14 protein-coding genes are annotated in these 17626 nt (G+C 63.7%); 4 read left to right on the top strand and 10 right to left on the bottom strand.

The window, feature by feature from the left end; translation table 11 throughout:
- Positions 1-27: 27 nt before the first annotated feature.
- Positions 28-840 carry a tetratricopeptide repeat protein gene (locus J3R75_RS11840; RefSeq protein ID WP_307261788.1) on the top strand — a complete coding sequence of 271 codons (813 nt, stop codon included), beginning with the start codon at positions 28-30 and terminating at the stop codon, positions 838-840.
- Positions 841-1188: 348 nt separating this feature from the next.
- Here the strand turns inward: J3R75_RS11840 and J3R75_RS11845 are convergent, their stop codons facing one another.
- The gene (locus J3R75_RS11845) at positions 1189-1596 is read right to left on the bottom strand and encodes a PIN domain-containing protein (RefSeq protein WP_307261790.1); all 408 of its coding nucleotides are present in this window, start codon (positions 1594-1596) and stop codon (positions 1189-1191) included.
- Positions 1593-1853: a DUF6364 family protein gene (locus tag J3R75_RS11850; protein ID WP_307261792.1), complete on the bottom strand. Its 261-nt coding sequence runs from the start codon at positions 1851-1853 to the stop codon at positions 1593-1595. The genes J3R75_RS11845 and J3R75_RS11850 overlap by 4 nt, the downstream gene beginning before the upstream one ends.
- A gap of 310 nt (positions 1854-2163) precedes the next feature.
- On the opposite strand from J3R75_RS11850, the gene J3R75_RS11855 reads away from it, so the two are divergent.
- From J3R75_RS11855 to J3R75_RS11865, 3 genes are all read left to right on the top strand, one after another.
- Complete coding sequence (locus J3R75_RS11855) at positions 2164-3462, top strand: MiaB/RimO family radical SAM methylthiotransferase (RefSeq protein ID WP_307261793.1); 1299 nt, start codon at positions 2164-2166, stop codon at positions 3460-3462.
- Positions 3463-3525: 63 nt separating this feature from the next.
- Complete coding sequence (locus J3R75_RS11860; RefSeq protein WP_307261794.1) at positions 3526-5703, top strand: hypothetical protein; 2178 nt, start codon at positions 3526-3528, stop codon at positions 5701-5703.
- A 72-nt stretch (positions 5704-5775) separates the two neighbouring features.
- On the top strand, positions 5776-6348 hold the full coding sequence (locus J3R75_RS11865; protein ID WP_307261796.1) for a hypothetical protein: 573 nt from the start codon (positions 5776-5778) through the stop codon (positions 6346-6348).
- Between the two features lie 282 nt (positions 6349-6630).
- Here the strand turns inward: J3R75_RS11865 and J3R75_RS11870 are convergent, their stop codons facing one another.
- The 8 genes from J3R75_RS11870 to J3R75_RS11905 form a co-directional block, all read right to left on the bottom strand.
- Entirely contained in the window at positions 6631-7989 is a 1359-nt protein-coding gene (locus J3R75_RS11870; RefSeq protein WP_307261798.1) for a PHP-associated domain-containing protein, read from the bottom strand.
- A 287-nt stretch (positions 7990-8276) separates the two neighbouring features.
- Entirely contained in the window at positions 8277-9071 is a 795-nt protein-coding gene (locus J3R75_RS11875; protein ID WP_307261799.1) for an MBL fold metallo-hydrolase, read from the bottom strand.
- A gap of 129 nt (positions 9072-9200) precedes the next feature.
- Positions 9201-10217, bottom strand: coding sequence for a class I SAM-dependent methyltransferase (locus tag J3R75_RS11880; RefSeq protein WP_307261800.1), 1017 nt, complete (start codon positions 10215-10217; stop codon positions 9201-9203).
- A 299-nt stretch (positions 10218-10516) separates the two neighbouring features.
- A complete protein-coding gene (locus tag J3R75_RS11885) occupies positions 10517-13453 on the bottom strand; it encodes an FAD-dependent oxidoreductase (RefSeq protein WP_307261802.1) in 2937 nt (978 codons plus the stop codon).
- Positions 13454-13534: 81 nt separating this feature from the next.
- Positions 13535-14737 (bottom strand): pyridoxal phosphate-dependent aminotransferase, encoded by a 1203-nt coding sequence (locus J3R75_RS11890; protein WP_307261804.1) that lies wholly within the window; start codon positions 14735-14737, stop codon positions 13535-13537.
- 137 nt (positions 14738-14874) lie between these two features.
- Entirely contained in the window at positions 14875-16179 is a 1305-nt protein-coding gene (locus J3R75_RS11895; RefSeq protein ID WP_307261806.1) for an enolase C-terminal domain-like protein, read from the bottom strand.
- A 58-nt stretch (positions 16180-16237) separates the two neighbouring features.
- Positions 16238-16690 (bottom strand): arsenate-mycothiol transferase ArsC, encoded by a 453-nt coding sequence (locus tag J3R75_RS11900; RefSeq protein ID WP_307261808.1) that lies wholly within the window; start codon positions 16688-16690, stop codon positions 16238-16240.
- 150 nt (positions 16691-16840) lie between these two features.
- Positions 16841-17617, bottom strand: coding sequence for a DUF1559 family PulG-like putative transporter (locus J3R75_RS11905; RefSeq protein WP_307261810.1), 777 nt, complete (start codon positions 17615-17617; stop codon positions 16841-16843).
- Positions 17618-17626 lie beyond the last annotated feature (9 nt).

The raw sequence follows: 17626 nt of genomic DNA on the forward strand, positions 1-17626 counted from the left end.
GATTGACCTAGCACGATGGAGTGTGCGATGATGATAAAACGAGTTGTCATACTATGGCTTTTGTTGGTGGCGGGCCTAAGCGCGGCCACGCTGTCCCGGACGGAGCAGGAGCTGCTGTGCTTCGAAGCCGAACAGCTTTTCAGCCAGGCGCAGGAAGTCTACGCCCAGGATCGCGAGAAGGCCCGTGAGCTCTGGCAGAAGGCCGCCGCGCGCTATGAACGCGTGGTGCGGGAAGGCGACGTGGAAAATGGTTGGCTTTACTACAACCTGGCCAATACCTACTTTCGCCTGGAAGATCTCGGTCGCGCCATTGCCAACTATCGCCGCGCGCAGCGTTACATCCCGCATGACGAGAAGCTGCTTCAGAATCTCGCCTACGTCCGTACGCGCTGCCGCGATGCCGTGGCCGAGCCTGAAAGCACCCGCGTGCTCAAGACGCTCTTCTTCTGGCATTACGACATTGCGCAGACCATCCGCGAGCGGCTTTTTCTCTTCTTTCTGGGGTGCTTTTGGCTAGCGGCGCTTGTCGGCCTGTGGTATCGTCGGCCATGGTTGCGCTGGTCGCTTTGTGGCCTGGGCCTGCTGGCCGTGATCTTCGGCGCGTCCATTGCCGTCAGTGAGTACAGCGCTTGGCGCCAGCGACCGGGCGTAGTCGTGAGCAGCGAGGTCGTCGCCCGCAAGGGCAATAGCGACAGCTACGCCATGAGCTTCACCGAGCCGCTGCATGCCGGGACCGAATTCACCGTCCTCAGCGAGCGCGGCGGCTGGTACGAAGTGCGCCTGGCAGACAAACGCAGCTGCTGGCTGCCACAGGAAGCCGTAGAACTCATCCGCCGCTGACGCAGAGCGCGGGCGTTGCTTGCGGGCCGCAAGCGGCCCGCCACAGAACTGCGGCCCGCAAGAGAACGGCGGCAACCACAGGACGGCGGAAGAGCGGCGAGGAAGAGCGGGCCGCAAGCGGCCCGCCACAGAACGGCGGCCCGCCACAGGACGGCGGCCCGCCACAGAACGGCGGCAACCACAGGACGACGGAAGAGCGGCGAGGAAGAGCGGGCCGCAAGCGGCCCGCCACAGGACGGCGGGCAACCACAGGACGGCGGCCCGCCACAGGACGGCGGCAACCACAGGACGGCGGCAACCACAGGACGGCGGCCCGCAAGAGAACGACGGACACGGGCATGGCGGGGGTCACCGCAACGCCAGGAAACCGATTGGCGATAGCACGGGTGTGTTGGCTTTGAGGAAATGCTTCACATTTCTGGTGATGATGTAGTCTGCCTCGCAGCGCACCGCGCTATAGAATTGCACTGCATCTTCAAAATCGCCGATCTGCGAAGCAATTGCCTGATCAAGGATAGCCGCGTTGAGTTCCACGGGCTTGAGGACAGTGCGCAGCTCGCCCAGTTTCTGTCGCATCGTCTGGGGACTGAGGTGTTTGCGCAAGACGTAGGCGATTGTGCAGAGGGTAAGTGCTGACATTGTGCCTTCGACCCCTCCTTCCTCGCAAAGAGACAGAATTTCCTGCGAGGCTGAGAAAAAGGGTTCGCGACTGGCGATGACGTCAATGACCACGTTGGTATCAATGAAGAGCTTCATGATTTTGCACCGTGCTTAGCCGACATAACGTCACTCATGAACTCTTTTTCGTCAAAGTCGTCAGGCAGGGTGACAAGGCCCGATAGCGATTGGGTCAGTGAACCAATTTTGCTCGGCTTTTGCTCCCTGCTTTGCAGGCGAGACTTGGCTAGCACGTAGCTGGCAAACATCGCCGAGATGCTGGTGTTCTCGCGCTTTGCCTGCTCTTCCGCCAGCTTGATCACTTCCCGCGGCGCGGTGAGGGTTAGTTTGCTCATGGGCATAGTGGGCCTCCGCAATGACTGAATAACACGTGTTGACCAAAAAATAAAATACGTGCCGGCGCGGGAAAGGCAAGGGGGCTGCCGACAAAAAATCCCGCGGGGCGGGAGAGCGGCCCGCCACAGGACTGCGGGCGTTGCGGAGCTCGCGCGGCTGGTGCCGCGTGGATGGGGGCTACGGGCGTGGGTGTTTGTTGGCGGCTTTTTGTGTTTATGGGGCCTGCGGGGCTGTCGCGGGGGCTATATTATGGTTTTTGGCGCCCATTGGCGAGCGACTATTACCCAGTAGTGTTGGAGCTGTGTTTACATGCCGCGTGTGTCTTTTTATACTCTCGGTTGTCGTCTGAACCAGGCAGACACCGGCCATGTCGCTGACGACTTGCAGCGTCACGGTTACGAGTTGGTGCCGTGGGGCGAAGCGGCCGAGCTGCTGGTTGTCAATAGCTGCGCGGTGACGGGCACGGCGTCGCAGAAGACGCGGCAGGTCTTGCGGCAAGCGCGGCGGCGTTTTCCGGATGCATTTTTGGTGCTGATGGGCTGCGATGCGACGGTGGACCTCACGACTTGGTCGGCGGGGCCGGCGGTGCCGGATTTGATTGTGCCCAATCCACGGCCGGCGCCCTTGAGCGAGCTCTTGCCGGCGGGGTTGCCGCGCGCGGCGGTGAGCCGGCGGATCACGCCGGGTACGCCCGCAGACGGCTTTGTGATTCCCGGCGCCAGCGATTATTCCGAGCGCACTCGCGCCAACCTGAAAGTGCAGGACGGCTGCGATTTCTTTTGTTCCTACTGCATTGTGCCGTTCACGCGCGGACCGGCGCGGTCCCGCGCGCTGGACGACGTCCTGCGCGAAGCCGAAGAGCTGCTGGCGCGCGGTTATCGCGAACTGGTGCTTAGCGGCGTCAATATCACCACGTACTGCCATGGCGGTGTTGATCTCGCCGGGCTGCTGGAGAAACTACTGGCCTTGGGGCCGGGTTTTCGGTTGCGTCTGGGTTCGGCCGAGCCGGGGCCGGTGTTGCCGCGGGTAGTGGACGTCATGGCCTCGTCATCGCAGCTCTGCCGTTTTCTGCACTTGCCCCTGCAGTATGGCGAGGACGGCTTGTTGCGGCTGATGCGTCGGCATTACAGCGTGGCGGAATACGAAGCGCTGGTCATGCCGGCCATGGAGCGCTTGCCGGGGCTCTGCTTGGGGGCAGACGTCATCGTCGGTTTTCCCGGCGAAACGGCCGCGAGCTTTGCGACGACCAGGGCTTTTATTGAACGCATGCCTTTCAGCCTGTTGCATGTCTTTGTGTATTCGCCGCGGCAGGGCACGGATGCCGCGAAGATGCCAGGACGGCCGCGCAAAGCGCTCGCTGAAGAGCGTTCCGCTGACCTGATTGCCCTCGGCGAGGCCAAGGCCCGCGTGTTTGCGGAACAGCAGCTTGGCAAGACGCTGGAAGTATTGATTGAAGATGAGCAGCCGCAGCCTTGCGGCTGGTCGGACAATTATCTGCAGGTGACTGTCGCCGAACACGACGCGCCCATAGCGGTGAACACGCTGCAGAAGGTACTGATTACCGCCGCTGGCGACAAGCGCCAGCTGACCGGCCGCGCCGTGCCTTGAACGGCTCGCGCGGCACCGGCCAGGTTTTGACAACGATCCAGAACCTTGTTGCAGGAGACGATCATGAGCGAAACAATGGCTTTGCAGGAAAAAAATTATGTTGACGTGATGCGGCCTTGGCTGAAGGTCCTGCCGCAGTTCACGCGGCAGTCGCTCTTTAATCCGTCCCTGCGCCATTATGGCACGGGCGAGTCCGCGCATTGGCCCATCCAGAGCAACTTCAACGTCTTTGCGGCGCTGGCAGTGCTGGGCACGTCGCCGCATTTGGAAGACGAGAAACCGGCGATGGCTCGCGAGGAGATTATCCGCACCGCGTTGGATTTTCTGCGCTACGGTCTGGCGACGCACCTTAGTGGCCATGACGTGGCCAGCGACGGCAAGCAGTGGGGGCACCACTGGATCAGTGTCCTCGGGCTGGAACGCATGGCGCACGGCGTCAACGCCATTCGCGAATACCTCAGCGATGACGACCGCATGGCCCTGCGGCGGGTGCTGATCTCCGAGGCCGACTGGATTACCGACAACCATCCTGTTCGCGGCTGCATGGTCAATTCAGAAGGCCCGAATGTGCCTGAGTCCAATATTTGGAATGGCGCGGTGCTGATGCGCACGGCTGCGGCTTATCCGGACGCGCCCCGCGTGAAAGAGTACCTCACCAAGGCCACCAGCTTCATGCTCAACGGGCTTTCCCATCCTCTTGACGCCGGCTGCGAAACGATGTTCTACGGCAAGCCCGTGCGCAAGTGGCACGTCGGATTCAATTACACGCCAAATTGGTCGCTGGATCACCATGGCTACCTCAACGTGGGCTACATGGTCATCTGCCTTTCCAATCTGGCCATGCTTCATTTCTACTTCAAGGACCTCGGCCTGACGCCGCCGCCGGAACTCACCTGGCATCTGCAGGAAGTCTGGGCGATGGTCAAGAAGTGCACGTTCGCCGATGGCCGGCTGTTGCGCATCGGTGGCGACACCCGTGCCCGCTATACCTACTGTCAGAACTACGCCATTCCGTCGTGGATGCTCGCTCAGGATGTCCTTGGCGATAGCGACGCGGCGGGCTTCGAAGCCGGCTGGCTCAAGATCATGCAGCAGGAGCAGGACTACACCGGCACCGGCGGTTTCTACGGGCGGCGGCTGGACAATATCCGCCGCATCAATTACTACTATTACTCGCGTCTTGAATCCGACGCGATACTCTGCCTGTCCTATGGCGCCTACTGGCATCGGCGTTTCCAGCTGCTGGCGCTGACCACGCCCGCAGTGGTGAACATGCCGGTGTCCTGGCAGGACGAATATCACGGCGCGACCTTCGAGCGCTCCGGCAATGCTGTGCGCTCTTTCGTCTGGCATGGCGGTCAGGGCCCGACCGGCGTCATTGCGCCGGCTGACGAGAGCAGCATGGGTGAATGGCAGCTCAATCTGCACGGCGAGGTGCTCTCCACGCAGACGCCGGCCTTGAACTACGGTAACAGCGATTGGCATGAGCTCTTCCACGGCGGCTTTGTCAATGTCGGCGCGGCCGACTGGTGCGAGCGCGATCCGCTGGGCGAGGGCGAGGGCGTCTATGCCTACGCGCGGCACCAGATCGCCGTTGCGGCCCTGCCGGATCAGGAGACCATGCTCGTCCTGCAGTACGCCACCATCAGCAAGGAAATCACTTTGGATGCCATCAAGGGCTTCGGCGTCAAGGTCCCCAACGATCTTTTCAATGGCTCCAAACGCCGCTACATGACCGCGGACGGCACGTGTCTGGAACTTACGGGCAACCCCGGCTGCGCCGACGACCGCCACCTCGCCGCCGACCGCGTTTGCGTGGACGGCAAGCTCGCGGTTTTTGCGCTCTACGGCGCCGAAGGCCTGACAATACACCGGCCTGCGAAAGCCCAGATTATCCTCCACAAGCCCCACGGGCCGTGGCTGAGCTCGCTCTACGCGGACGAAATCTGCGGCAAGGTCGTGTTGGAGAATCAGCGCTATACGCCCGGGACGGTGGTGCTTGACGACGGCTTCGCGGTCGCTGTCAGCGGCGACCTCAAGGCCGAATGCGACGCCGAGCTGTCCGCTGACAGCACGGTCCGCCAAGCGACTTTCACGCGCGGCAACAAGACCTGGGGTTTTGCCGCTAACTTCGGCAGCACGACCGCCAGTGTGGCGGTGCCCGCCGGCGCCTTCGTCCTCGCCGGCAGCAGCGAACTCGCGCCCGGCGGGGCGCTGCTCTGGCAGCAGAGCCTGATTTGATGGCGCCCTATGCGGTGGCGCCGTCGAGTAGTCGCTGGCGCCGTCGGTGGCGTTTTGGCACGGAGGACTGATATGACAACACGTCGCATGATCATGTCGCTGTTGCTGGGCGCGTTGCTCGTGCTGCTGGCGGCCTGCCGCACGGTGGAGCCGCCCCAGCGCCCCGTGGCATATCTCTTTCCGTCTGTGCGGACGATGGCCGAGGTGCAGGGGCTGCAGGCGCATGACATCGCCGTCGCCGATCTCGTGGCGTTGCTTGACGAGGTCGGTTGCGGGCCGCTGCTGCGCCAGGCCGGCATGCCCGACTACGAGCTGGGGACGGTCGCTCGCGGCCTCGCCAATCGCGGCTATGCCGAACTCGACGCGCGACGATCGCCCGGGCCAATCCTCTGGCTGTCTTTCGCCGGCATGGGCGACGGCCGCATGGAAGTCACCGCCGCCTTCCGGCAACTGCCGCCGGAGTCATGCCGTGCCGGCATCGACCACCGCCAGCCACCACAGGCGACCGCGCAGGGATACGATCCGTACGGTCGTCGGCTGAATAGCCGGACGTGGTCTGCGGGCAATGCCGATCTCCGGCTGCGGCAATGGCCCGACGGCGGCCCCCATGACTATTGGGAAATGCGCTGGCTCTTCCCGCGCTAAACCCGGCTATCTTTCCTTACGCAAGGGCTTGTTTTTCCTCACGCGAAGGCGCGAAGGCGCGAAGAAGACAAAGAATGGCGGCATGTCTTGCCGCTGCGCGGCAATTCACGCCGCCGATTGTAAGACGCAAGAGGGAATTCTTCCCTCACGCAAAGGCGCGATTTTGTCGGGGTGGACCGGCGTGTCCGCTCTTGGGGCGAGGTGCATACAGGAAGCTACCTGTCTGCCAAGTCCATCTTGTCCATCTTGTCCATAGCACCGCGTGTTTCTCAGTACCTCGCTTTATTTCGCCCAGTATTTGTCGAAGAGTGCGGGGACGCGTCCCTGCAGGGGCTTGAGGGCATCGCTGGCGGCGGTGTCACCGGCGACGGCTTTGACGAGCAGGTCGCCTTCCTCGGCGCAGAGTTTGTCGTGTTGCTGTGGGTAGTAGTGGGTGAAGAGGAAGGTGGCGAAGCGTCCCAGGCGGAGATTGCCGTGGGCGCGTTGTTGTTTGGTCGCGGGGTCGACTTCGACGGCGATGCAGTTGCCCTTGCGGATATTGGCGGCGAGGTCGCTGAAGGAGAGGGATTCGGACATGATCAGCGTGTAGGCTTTGCCGAGGTTGGCCGACGCGTGGGCGTCGGTGACGCCGATGCCGGGGTAGTTCCGGCCCTGCGCACGCAATTCGTGGTAATGGAGAATGCCCAGGTCGTTACTGCCGCCATTGAGGACTTCGAAGGCGTCGAATTGGCCTTTTTGCAGGAGGTAGTCGGAGAGGGCCGCCGGGATGTACTGGCGGTGGTCGGGGCGCCAGTAGGGATGGCAGTACACCGCGATGCCACCGAGTTCGCGGATTTTGTTCCACACGACCACGCTGGCCGCTGCCGGGTGGTGGAGGGCTTCCGGCAGCTCCTTGGCGTCGATCCGGGCTTTTTCGGCGGTGACGGCCTGGTCGTACTCGGGGCGTTTTTCGGTGAACCACTCGGTGATGCCGGCGGAGGCGCCGAGGGAGAGAATGTGCACGCCATTGCCGGGGCTGTGGACCTCTTCGCCGGGGAAGCAGCGCATGTCGGTGGGCAGCTTGGCGAAGGTGCTCATGGCTTCCTGTGAGCCGGCGTAACTGCGATGGTCGGTAGCGATGGCGAAGTCGTGGCCCAGCTTGCGGCAAGTCGCGATCATGTGCGACGGCGTTTCGTCTTTGCGGCCGTCGGAAAACTTGCTGTGCATGTGCACATCGCCTTTGTAGGGCCGCAGCGCAAAGAAATCCGGTTTCAGCGAGTAGAGCTTGAAGGTGCCATGCACCACTGGCTTCTTCATGCCGTTGGTGGCATGGGGCGACACCAGGCGCAGCGTGTGCTCGGTCTCGCCGCGGAAATTCACCGTGGCGGTGAGAGTGTCGTCTTTGATCGCGAAGGGTACTTTCTCGAATTGCGCCCAACCAAGGGCACGGCCGTCGGCGCGGAGACCGTCGGCACAGACGTATTGCAGGGTCAGCTCTTCGGATTTGGGCAAGGCCGCCGCGTCGGTGAAAACCATGGTGATCGCTGTCTGCTGATCGGCGGGGACGAATTGCGGCCAGGCGTCTTTCAGCGCGGCTTGCAGGCCCAGGGCCGTAAGTAGAACAACGACAGCGTAGGTGAACACGTCATTCCGAAAACGCATGACAGACTCCCTTGAACAGAAAACAGTGTGGTGAAAGACAGCTACGGCACTCCCGCAGCGCGCTAAAGCATTACGCACGGGAGCGGCGGATTATTGGCATGTTTTTTATCCACAGATTCCGCAGATTGACGCAGAATATGGCGGCATGTCTTGCCGCGCAGCGGCAAGACATGCCGCCGAATAAAAGACGCAAAGGCAATTTTTCCTCACGCGAAGGCGCGAATTCCGTAGCCTCACGGCATCGCCGTGCGGCTGCGGTCGTGGGGGCTTCGGCCGTTATCTGGGGGTTATTTTCCGGTATCGACGCACATGCCGTCCCAGGCGAGGACGTAGCCATGTTCCGCGAGGTATGGTGCGAAGATGGCCTGGTCGGGGCAGAGTGTTCGCGCGAGGTGTGAGCAGAACATCTGGGTATCGGGTTTGAGGAGGCCGTAGTTGCGGAAAACTTTGGTCATGATCTTGAGCATGGCCAGATTGCAGTGTTCGAAGACTCGCCAGTCGTCCTTGTCACCGCAGGTGAGTTCCCAGATAATGAGGTCCAGGCGTTTGGTTTTTAGAAATCCCCAGGTGTCTTTGAGGAGCCAGGCGCCGTCGAGTGCGTAGAACAGCGTTTCCTGCTGGGCGCTTTCGATGTAGAAATGCGCGGCGAGTTCGCCGGCGCGTTCCAGGCGGTGGTTGGCTGGGAGAGCGTGGAACTGCAAGTCGCCGCAGGTGAAGACATCGCCGGGTACGAAAGGCGCCAGGTGGAGATTGTCGGGGATGGCCGGCTGTTGTTTGCTGAGGGCCTTGGCGGCAGCGGCATTGAGGTGCAGCACGAGAGGCTCGGCGGTGGGATCGCGGCGGGCGGCGATGGCCGCGATGACGGGGAAGTCGTAGTGATCGCCGTGGGGATGGCTGATAACGACGTCGCTCAATGCGGTGGGGTCAAGGCGGAATTCGTCCATGGCATCTAGAGCCATGGGGCCGCAATCCAGGAGGACGCGGCCATTGAGGCATTGTGAGCAGAAACGGCGGCCGGTGCCGACTTTGGGGCCGGGGTTGGGCCAGTCGGCGGCGCCCGTGCCGAGAAATTGGAGCTTCATGGCTGACTCCGTGCTGTTGGGTGGTGGATGAAGAAAGGGCGGCGATTGGCGGTCGGGGGACTGCGCCGCGGCAAGCGTAAAACGAAACAAAATTATACCGCGCCACGGCTGTAAATGCAACGGTGCGGTTCAGCGCGCTGTCGCCGGCGGTTGCAGGCAGAGGTTTCGGGGCGCGCCCGCGCAAGACCAGCCGCGGTCCTTGGCGACCGTCGCGAGTTCGTCGAGTTGGTCGCGATGGCCGTCGTGAAAACGGTTTGCCAGGAAGAGCCGGCCATCTTGGGTTATTGTTTTTGCACAGCGGTCGAGGAAGGCCGCGATGTGGGCGGGCTGGTGGAGGAAACGGCCGCCGGCGAGGCCGTTGCAGATGGCGATATCGAAGCGGCCTGGTAAGGAAAAGTCCTCGGCGCGACCGTAGGCGAAGGCCACTGGTAGGTCGCGGGGGAAGTTCCGCAGGGCTTTTTCGCGCTGTGGGTCGTGTGGCAGCCGTCGTGTGCTGGCCATCCACACTTCGAGGTGTTCCGCGCTGATGCCGGTGACGGCCAGGGCGGCCTGTGGCGCAAGCGCGGTCGCGTGCGTGGCGATCTCCAGGGTGTTCAGGCCGACGCCGCAGCCAATGTCGAGAAGGCGCAGGTGCGTGTGCGCTGGCCATTGCCGGAAGATCTCATCGAGGTTGGCGAGTTGCTCGGGGTAGCGGCCGGTGGTGGTGCCGTAGCGTGGCGGGTCCGCTAGCGCGCAGAAGAGCGGCAGCAGCTCGTCGGCAGTCAGGCAGAGCTTGCCAGCGAGGCCGTCCGGCAGCGCGGCCCAGTAATCCGCGATGGATGCGTAGGGCGGCGAGCCTGGCAGGCAGCCACAGCCAGCGGCGCTCTGCAGGACTGCTGGGACCCACGACGCATCGGGGAGGAAGCCTTCGGCGAGGCGGGTGACGCTGGCCAGGTATTCGTCAACGGGCAGGGTGCTTTCATAGCGGCCGCGCAGTTCGGGCGAGATCACCAGTCCGCGCGCCCACCAGGGCGGCTGCACGGATTGGCACCAGCACTGCCAGCGCTCGCCCCACAGGCGGTTGTGGCGCGCCAGCAGCGTGCTGATATCCCGCGCCGGAAAGGGCGCGTGGAAGGGGCAGAAATCTGTGTCTGTTCTGGGGGGCATGATGTGGACAGGGTGGACAGGGTGGACAGGGTGGACAAAGTGGACGGAGTGGACAGGGTGGACAGGGTGGACAGGGTGGACAGGGTGGACAGGGTGGTAGTAAGCCCGCCGCACAGCGGTATCGGGCGGACACATAGGTCCGCCCCAACCTGCGGCTTCGCGTGAGAAAAAAGCTTGCTGCACGGTGGTGCGGAGTGGGCACAACCTTTGCGCCATCCTACGGTTCAAAAAAAACTGCGGCAATCTGCGCCATCTAGATAAAAAAAGCATCTCGCACGGCGGTGCCGTGCGGCGTGTGTTTATCGTCCTTTGTTGCCGGCGCGGCATTCGGCAAGGATTTCGCGTGCGTAGCGGCGGATGAGGAGACTGTCGTCATTGAGGTATGGCCTTAGCAGCGGCATGACGTCGCTGTCGCCGAGTTTCAGGAGAGTCCTGGCGGCGCGGAGGTCAATGGCGAAGCGGAACGAGTCCCATGGTTGGTGCCATTGCACGCCCCAGAGGGGCATGGCGAAAGGTTCTTCCGGCCATTTGGCGAGGAAAGTGCGGATGCCCGTGACGGCGGCGTCGCGGTCGGAGACGCTGGCCAGGGCTTTGAGCAGGGCCAGTACGTCCGCCGAGGTCATGGTGCCGGCCACGAGCGACGCGCTGCCGCCAGCCGAGGGATGGACCAGCGGCGTCCATTCGTCCAGCAGCGCACAGAGATTGGCTGCGGCTGGCGCAGACGGCAGTTCAGCCAAGGCCAGCGCGGCAGTCAGGTAGGGCGGCGGCGCTTTGCGGCCGAAGGCCGGCGCGGTGACCCGGCGCGTGATGACATCCTGCAGGATGTTGCGTACTTCCGGGAGGTCGTGGCCACCCAGGGCAGCCGCGACGGCGGCCGGGAAGCGCGCTGCCGGGGGGCAGTCGGCGAGAAATTGTGACCAGAAGGCGCCTTCGTTGCCGCGGCAGGCGCCGAGTCGCCACATGGCGAGATTGCGTAGCTGGCGGGCGGCCTGGTCATTTTCGTCGGCGACGTTAAGCGCCGCGAGCAATTCAGGTACGGACAGATCGGCGGCTTTGGTGGCCGGTTTGGGCGCCACGCCGCGTTCGGCCAGTTCGACGCGCAGGGCGGCGACGTCCACATCGCCGATGAGCACGCCGTCCTGGAGAGCTTTGGCGGCGGCGACGCCGCAGATTTCGCCGATGACGTGCATATCGTGTTGCATACGCACCATTTGGCTGAGATCGTGGTCAACGGCGAGGGCGCGGCAGGCCACGAGCAGCCCGTCGATGTCGGCGGGCACCATGGCGCCGAAGGGAATTTGGCCGGTGGCGGCATAGTCCCAGAGCCCGCAAAGCATGACGTATCGCCATGCCCAGCGGCTTTCCTCGGCGTAATCCATGGCGTGGTTGTCGTAGTTTGAGCGGCTACTGCAGACGGCGTCGGGCCATTGCTGGCCGTCGAGGACGTCATCGAAGGTCACATTGCTGCGACCGACGATGAAGCGGCTTTCGCGGAGGCCGAGCAGCGGCGACAGCGAGCAGTAATGGCGTTCGTCCGTGAATGGCGCGTGGCGGGCGATGGCGCGGCGGCCGACAAAATGCGCGCGGGAGAATTCTTTGCTGTCGCACGGGTCAGTCCAGCTGACATCGAAGTTATGGTGGTGGACCTTGCCATTTTGCGTCCGTGACGGCGTGTAGCTGTAGGGCTGCGGGAAGTGGTCGCCGGGTCGGCCGAGGGTGGTGGCGGCGCCGGCCGCGGCGGCGACATCGCCGTCGCCGGTGCTGTCGATGGTGGCTTGGCAGGGGAAGAGATGATAGCCGTCATCGGCGGCGCTAAGCAGCGCGCAGACGCGCGCGCCGTCCTTGATGACGCCAAAGACCACGTGGCCTGTAAAGAGCGTGACCTTGCCGGTGGCGCTCAAGGCGTCCTGGAAGACATCGGCTTTTGCCATTGGGTGGAAGCCGCTCCAGGCGTCGGCGAGGTCGCCGGCGCGGCGGGCGGTCTGTTCGTCGAGGGCGTCCTGGCGGCCGCCGGTGAGGCCGTAGTAGTACGAGTGGATGCGGCCGGCGGTGCAGAGGCCGCCGGGGATGGTGCAGGGATCGAGGACGACGACGTCCGCGCCTTTTTCGGCGGCGCTGATGGCCGCGTAGATGCCGGCGGCGCCCCAGCCGGCGACGGCGACTTCCGCGCCCTCATGACAGCTTACGGGCACGGGCGGCAGGGCAATCTCGGGAAGGTCCTGGTCCATATCCGCCTGCAGCTCGGAGCTCTGGAGGGTCTCGCCGGGCAGCGAACTGCGGCGGGGCATGGGCGCTTGGGCGGGGCGCAGAGCCAGCGCGAGTTGGCTGGCGTGGGTGACTTCCTCCATGAGGTCGTCGGAAAGGGGCAGGCAGTACACCCCGTAGAGGGCCAACGCGGGCAGGCGCGTGGGTGCCTCCGCTGCGGCTGTCGGGCCGTGGTAGCTCAGCAGCGGCGCGATGTCCACCAGACTGGCGTGGGCGTAGGCGTCACCGCGGCGGCGCAGGTCGGCCACGGCGTCGGTGAGGATTTTCTGGCTGCGCTGAGCGAGGGCGCTGCGGCTCTCGCCCGTGCTGGCCGGGAGGGCGATGCTCAGCATGGCGTCCTGCGACCAGCAGGTGGGGCGCAGGGTGGCGGTGTTGCCGACGACGCCCCAGCTATCAGGCAAGGCGATGCTCTGCGGCGCATCGATAGCCACGCCGTTGATGTAGGCCACGCGTTGCACGCGGTCAAAGGCGGGCAGGGGCAGCTTGGCCATGCGGTGGCTGAAGGCCCGGCCGGGCGTCGCATCGACGACCAGCGGGGCGGCCATGAGCTGCCGGCCACTCTTGCCCACGACTTCCACGCCGCGCAGCATGCCGGAGGCCGTGCGGATTACGCGCATGGGCAGGATTTTCACAAAGGCGTCAATGCGTGCGGCGGCGACGACCTTGTCGGCGGCCAGCGCGGTGATGACGGGGTCGGCTGGCGCACCAGCGGTTGCGCCCAGCGGGGCGGCCTGCAGGGCGATGGCCTCGCCGACGACGCCGGGAATGGGCTGGTTCCGCCACTCCAGGGTGACTTCGCGCGCCAGAGTCGCTTCCGCCTCGACGATGGCGATGCGCCACGACGGCTCCCGCGCCCGCAGCGCCAGCGCGGCGGCCAGGCCGCTGAGGCCGCCGCTGAGAATGAGCGCGTCGCCATGCCAGAGTTCGGTTGCGGGCCGTTCACTGAGGTAGATTGTCGTGGGCTGTTGCATCGGTGGGCTCCTGTGGGGCGTCTATGCGCTCGTTATATGTGGCGTTGTGTCGAACGGTGTCGTGTCGTGCGGGTGCCGTGTTTATTTGGCGGCGCGGGCGCGTTTGGCGGCGGCGATGAAGCCGGGGCGGGCCTGGTCGATGAAGCGTTCATCGACGCAGAGGGCGAGGCGGAAGTAGCCGGGGTAGCCGAAGCCGCTGCCGGGGACGGCGAGGATGCGTTCTTCGGTGAGCATGGCTACGAATTCGGTGTCGGTGACATTGCCGGGTACCTTGGGGAAGAAGTAGAAGGTGCCGGCGGGGAGCGTGTAGTCGATGCCGGCGTCGCTGAGGACGCTGGCCATTTTCTGGCGGCGGCGGACGTAGGCGCTGGCGTCGGCCTGGGTGCCCAGTGCGGCCAGCATCAGGCGCTGGCCGATGCAGGGTGCGTTGACGTAGCCGAGGATGCGGTTGGTCAGGGTCAGCGCGGCCATGAGCTGCTGGACGCCGGGCATGGTCGGGTTAGTGGCAATGTAGCCCACCCGCTCGCCGGCCAACGCCAGGTTTTTGGAGAAGGAGCCGATGACCAGCGAGTACGGGTAGAGCGGCAGGATTGCCGGTACGTCTATGCCGTCGAAGGCCAGGAAGCGGTAGGGCTCGTCCGAAAGCAGGTAGATGGGCCGGCCGTATTTTGCGGTGGCGCGGTTGAGGATAGCGCTGAGCTGCTGCAGTTCGTCGGCGCTGTAGACGGCGCCGCTGGGGTTGTTGGGCGAATTGACCAGCATGACGCGGGTCTTGTCGTTGATGGCGGCTTCCAGGCCGGCCAGATCAAGGCGGAAGTCGCCTGGCGTGGACTTTACTGGTTTGAGTACGCCGCCGTAGTTGCCCGCGTAGAAGCCGTATTCGACGAAATAGGGCGCGGGGCAGACGACTTCGTCGCCGGCTTCAAGCACGGCGCGGAAGAAGGCGTTGATGCCGCCGGCGGCGCCGCAGGTGATGATGACGTGTTCGGACTGCAAGGGCATCTGCTGTTCGCGGGCGAGGTACTCGGCGAGTTTTTCGCGGACATCAGGGTAGCCGGCGTTGGGCATGTAGCCGAGACCGCCGGGCCGTTCGACTTGGCCGACCAGATCGCGCAGGCCGTTGACGATGGCTGGCGGCGGCACGAGGTCGGGATTGCCCAGGCTGAAGTCGCACACGGCGTCGGCGCCGTATTTCTTGCGCAGTTCAATAGCTGCTTCGAACATGCGGCGGATCATCGACGAGTTGGCCAGGAAGTTTTCTATCTGTGGGGTTACCATCTGCATGGGCTTGTCGTCTCCTTGTGGCTGTGCGGGTTGGCGGCCCGGTTTCACGCCGGAGCGCGGAGCGCGCGCGGAGCGCTAGTGGGCCATTGACTTGTCATCTTGAGCTTGTAGGGGAGTGTTATGTGGTTCGTCGGGGCTTATTTGGGAAAGACCAGGTCACTATAATGCTGGGAGTCATCGAGGATGCCGGCGCTGCGGTCATAAAATTCTGGTGTAAGTTCGAAGCAGCCGTTTTTGACGCTGGTCCAGGGGGCGCCAGCGGCCGGGTGGAACTGCTGCAGTTCGGCCCAGCGGCGGTAGTTCTGGTGGCCGTTGGTTTCAACGACGCCGATGGTCATGCCGGGCAGTGGCGGCAGCCGGGCGGCGACACTTTTGTTCCAGTCGACCTGGATGGGGCCGACGGTCAGGTCGGCGCAGAACATGGGCACCTTGGCCTTGGCGGCCACCTCGGCGATGCGCAGGGTCATGCTGAGGGTCTTGGCGATGGGTTTGAGGGCGATGGCGCCGTAGCCGAGGGCGATGCGCTCGGCGACATCGTGGTCGCAATGCGCGCTTTCGTCCGCCGCAATGCGTACGCCGAGGTCGCTGACATCGACTCGGTACTCTTCCGGGAAGGGTTCTTCTACGATGGCGATCTGTTCCAAGGCACCGATGGCGGCGCAGTGGTCGAGGAGGCGGCGGAGGCGGTCCTTGCTGTCATAACGGCCATTGGCATCGAAGTAGTAGGGGATTTTGCCGTTGGCGGTGTAGGGCGTGCCGCGTTTGCCGATGGCCTCGTGGATGGCCGCGATGCGCGCCATGTCCCAGCGCAGCATCTTCTCGCGGTCGCCGTCGTGGTCGGGGTCCGAGCCGATTTTGACTTTCAGGAAGAAATAGCCTTCTTCGACGTGGCGGACGACGTCGTCGATGGGAATGCCGTAGGCCATGAGGGGAATGCAGGCGACGCGGTCATGGTGCTGTGCGAGGATGGGGCGGTAGCGGGCCGGGATCATGTCGTCAAAACTGCTGATGCCATTTTCGCGGGCGTAGAGGAGCCAGGCGGCGGCATCGACGCCGACGAGGGCATTGAGGGCGAACGTCTGGCGCAGGTCGGGCTTGCCGGTGATGGCCTTGCCGTAGTCCCAAGTGGGCTTGAGGAGTGCGTCGAGCAGCTCGAAGGGCGTGCTGAAACGCATGCCTTTGGCGCGCTGGATGGCGAATTCGGTCATGGCGAACATCAGGCTGTTGCCGGCGGCTTCGGTGTGGTGGCTGAAGACATCGGCGTCCGACCACAGCACGCTTTGGGAATTGAGGCCGATGGCGCGGCGACCGCTGGCGCTTTCCAGGCCGGCGACGCTCTGCCAGATCTCCCGCATGTAGCCGCCTTTGAAACCGAAGGGCCGCTGCAGCGCTTCGCGTTCAAAATTGGCGCCGACCGTGCTGATGCTGATGTTTGTGCTCATGATCCTGTCTTTCTCGGTTGGGGAGAGGGCGCTACCAGCGGCGTTGCAGCCGTAGGTGTTAGCCAAGGCGTTCGGCGAGGGCGTCCAGGGCGGGGCGCATCAAATCGAGGCAGCGCGCGTGGCCGCCGACGTCATTTTCCTTCGGGTCGAAGATCTGGCGATCGGAGTTGATGATGCTTAGCAAGGTGCGGAGTTTGCGGGAGACGGTCGGGATTTTCTTTTCGACGGCGGCGAGCTGGTCACTGGTCATGCAGACGATGAGACTGGCGCAGTTGGCCTGTTTGGGCGTGAGTTGGCGGACGCCGAGTTGGAGTGGTTCCAAGCCGATGTTGGCCAAGGCGTCGACGGCGCCGCGGTCGACCATTTCCTGTCGGCGAGTGTGGATGCCGGCGGATTCGACGCCGACGCCGGTGACGCCGATTTCTGCGAGTCGCCGTTGGAAATAGGCTGCGGCCATGGGGCTGCGGCGGCGGTTGGTGCCGCAGACGAATAAAATGATTGTGTTTGCCATAGGTCCTTTGTACTCATTCATTGTGTGCCGCGTGGGGGTGGCTTTTTGGCAGGAGAAACGTAAGGACAACAGCGCGTCAGCCGCAGTGCTGAGCCTGTTGTCCTCGGTTGCCGCCGGTGCGGCATGGGATATCACGTTGCTGGTAGCGGCTCAGTTGCCGATATCAATATAACCGCCGCGAGTCTTGGCGTCGGTGTATTGGCCGAAGGAAATGTTCGTGCGCTTGCCTTTCCACTCTTTACGGCGGTCGACATGGCCGTCCATGCAGAGGATATTGAGCATTTCGTCGGCGTGGTTGAGGAAGCCGATGGTCTGCGAGGACCAGAAGACGGCTTCGGAGGTCGAGCCCGAACTGCCAATGGACGCGCCTTTGAATCGGTTTTTTTCTTGGTCTGACTGGCTCGGGTAGAAGCGGAGATTGGCGGCGACGGAGTCGACTTCGGTGACGACCAGGTAGCGGCTGGGCTCGGGGTAGTCGCTGATTTTGTGGTAGGTCGGCGTGTCCTTGACTTGCGGCAGGGTGAGGCAGTAAGGCACGGCGTAGCTGCGCTGCTGGGCGCTGCCGGCGTCGGCGCGGTTGGGCTCGTCCGGACAACGGAAGGGGGTGTTCTGATGCTTGGCGGCAGAGGACTTGGTGATGCCCATGTAGCTGTTGGCAAAGACGTAGTCCCAGTGGTAGTTGGCTGTATAGAGGTGGATGCCGTAGACCTTGTTGTTGTCCACCGGCGGCAGCAAATAGTCGTCAAAATCACTGACGTACATCAGGGCGGCGGTGCCGATCTGCTTGAGGTTATTTACGCAGGTGATGGCCCGGGCCTTGCTGCGGGCCTTGGAGAGCGCCGGCAGCAGCATCGCCGCGAGAATCGCGATGATCGCGATCACCACCAGCAACTCGATGAGGGTAAAGCATTTTTTCCGCAAGGTCATGAGCACATT

The organism is Oligosphaera ethanolica, from assembly GCF_030814695.1.
Taxonomy (GTDB): domain Bacteria; phylum Verrucomicrobiota; class Lentisphaeria; order Oligosphaerales; family Oligosphaeraceae; genus Oligosphaera; species Oligosphaera ethanolica.

Coding starts and splice junctions, on each gene's coding strand:
- J3R75_RS11880 (WP_307261800.1), bottom strand. CDS start 10,217: ATGCCCCCCAGAACAGACACAGATTTCTGCCCCTTCCACGCGCCCTTT.
- J3R75_RS11865 (WP_307261796.1), top strand. CDS start 5,776: ATGACAACACGTCGCATGATCATGTCGCTGTTGCTGGGCGCGTTGCTC.
- J3R75_RS11885 (WP_307261802.1), bottom strand. CDS start 13,453: ATGCAACAGCCCACGACAATCTACCTCAGTGAACGGCCCGCAACCGAA.
- J3R75_RS11840 (WP_307261788.1), top strand. CDS start 28: ATGATGATAAAACGAGTTGTCATACTATGGCTTTTGTTGGTGGCGGGC.
- J3R75_RS11850 (WP_307261792.1), bottom strand. CDS start 1,853: ATGAGCAAACTAACCCTCACCGCGCCGCGGGAAGTGATCAAGCTGGCG.
- J3R75_RS11895 (WP_307261806.1), bottom strand. CDS start 16,179: ATGAGCACAAACATCAGCATCAGCACGGTCGGCGCCAATTTTGAACGC.
- J3R75_RS11855 (WP_307261793.1), top strand. CDS start 2,164: ATGCCGCGTGTGTCTTTTTATACTCTCGGTTGTCGTCTGAACCAGGCA.
- J3R75_RS11870 (WP_307261798.1), bottom strand. CDS start 7,989: ATGCGTTTTCGGAATGACGTGTTCACCTACGCTGTCGTTGTTCTACTT.
- J3R75_RS11900 (WP_307261808.1), bottom strand. CDS start 16,690: ATGGCAAACACAATCATTTTATTCGTCTGCGGCACCAACCGCCGCCGC.
- J3R75_RS11860 (WP_307261794.1), top strand. CDS start 3,526: ATGAGCGAAACAATGGCTTTGCAGGAAAAAAATTATGTTGACGTGATG.
- J3R75_RS11890 (WP_307261804.1), bottom strand. CDS start 14,737: ATGCAGATGGTAACCCCACAGATAGAAAACTTCCTGGCCAACTCGTCG.
- J3R75_RS11905 (WP_307261810.1), bottom strand. CDS start 17,617: ATGACCTTGCGGAAAAAATGCTTTACCCTCATCGAGTTGCTGGTGGTG.
- J3R75_RS11845 (WP_307261790.1), bottom strand. CDS start 1,596: ATGAAGCTCTTCATTGATACCAACGTGGTCATTGACGTCATCGCCAGT.
- J3R75_RS11875 (WP_307261799.1), bottom strand. CDS start 9,071: ATGAAGCTCCAATTTCTCGGCACGGGCGCCGCCGACTGGCCCAACCCC.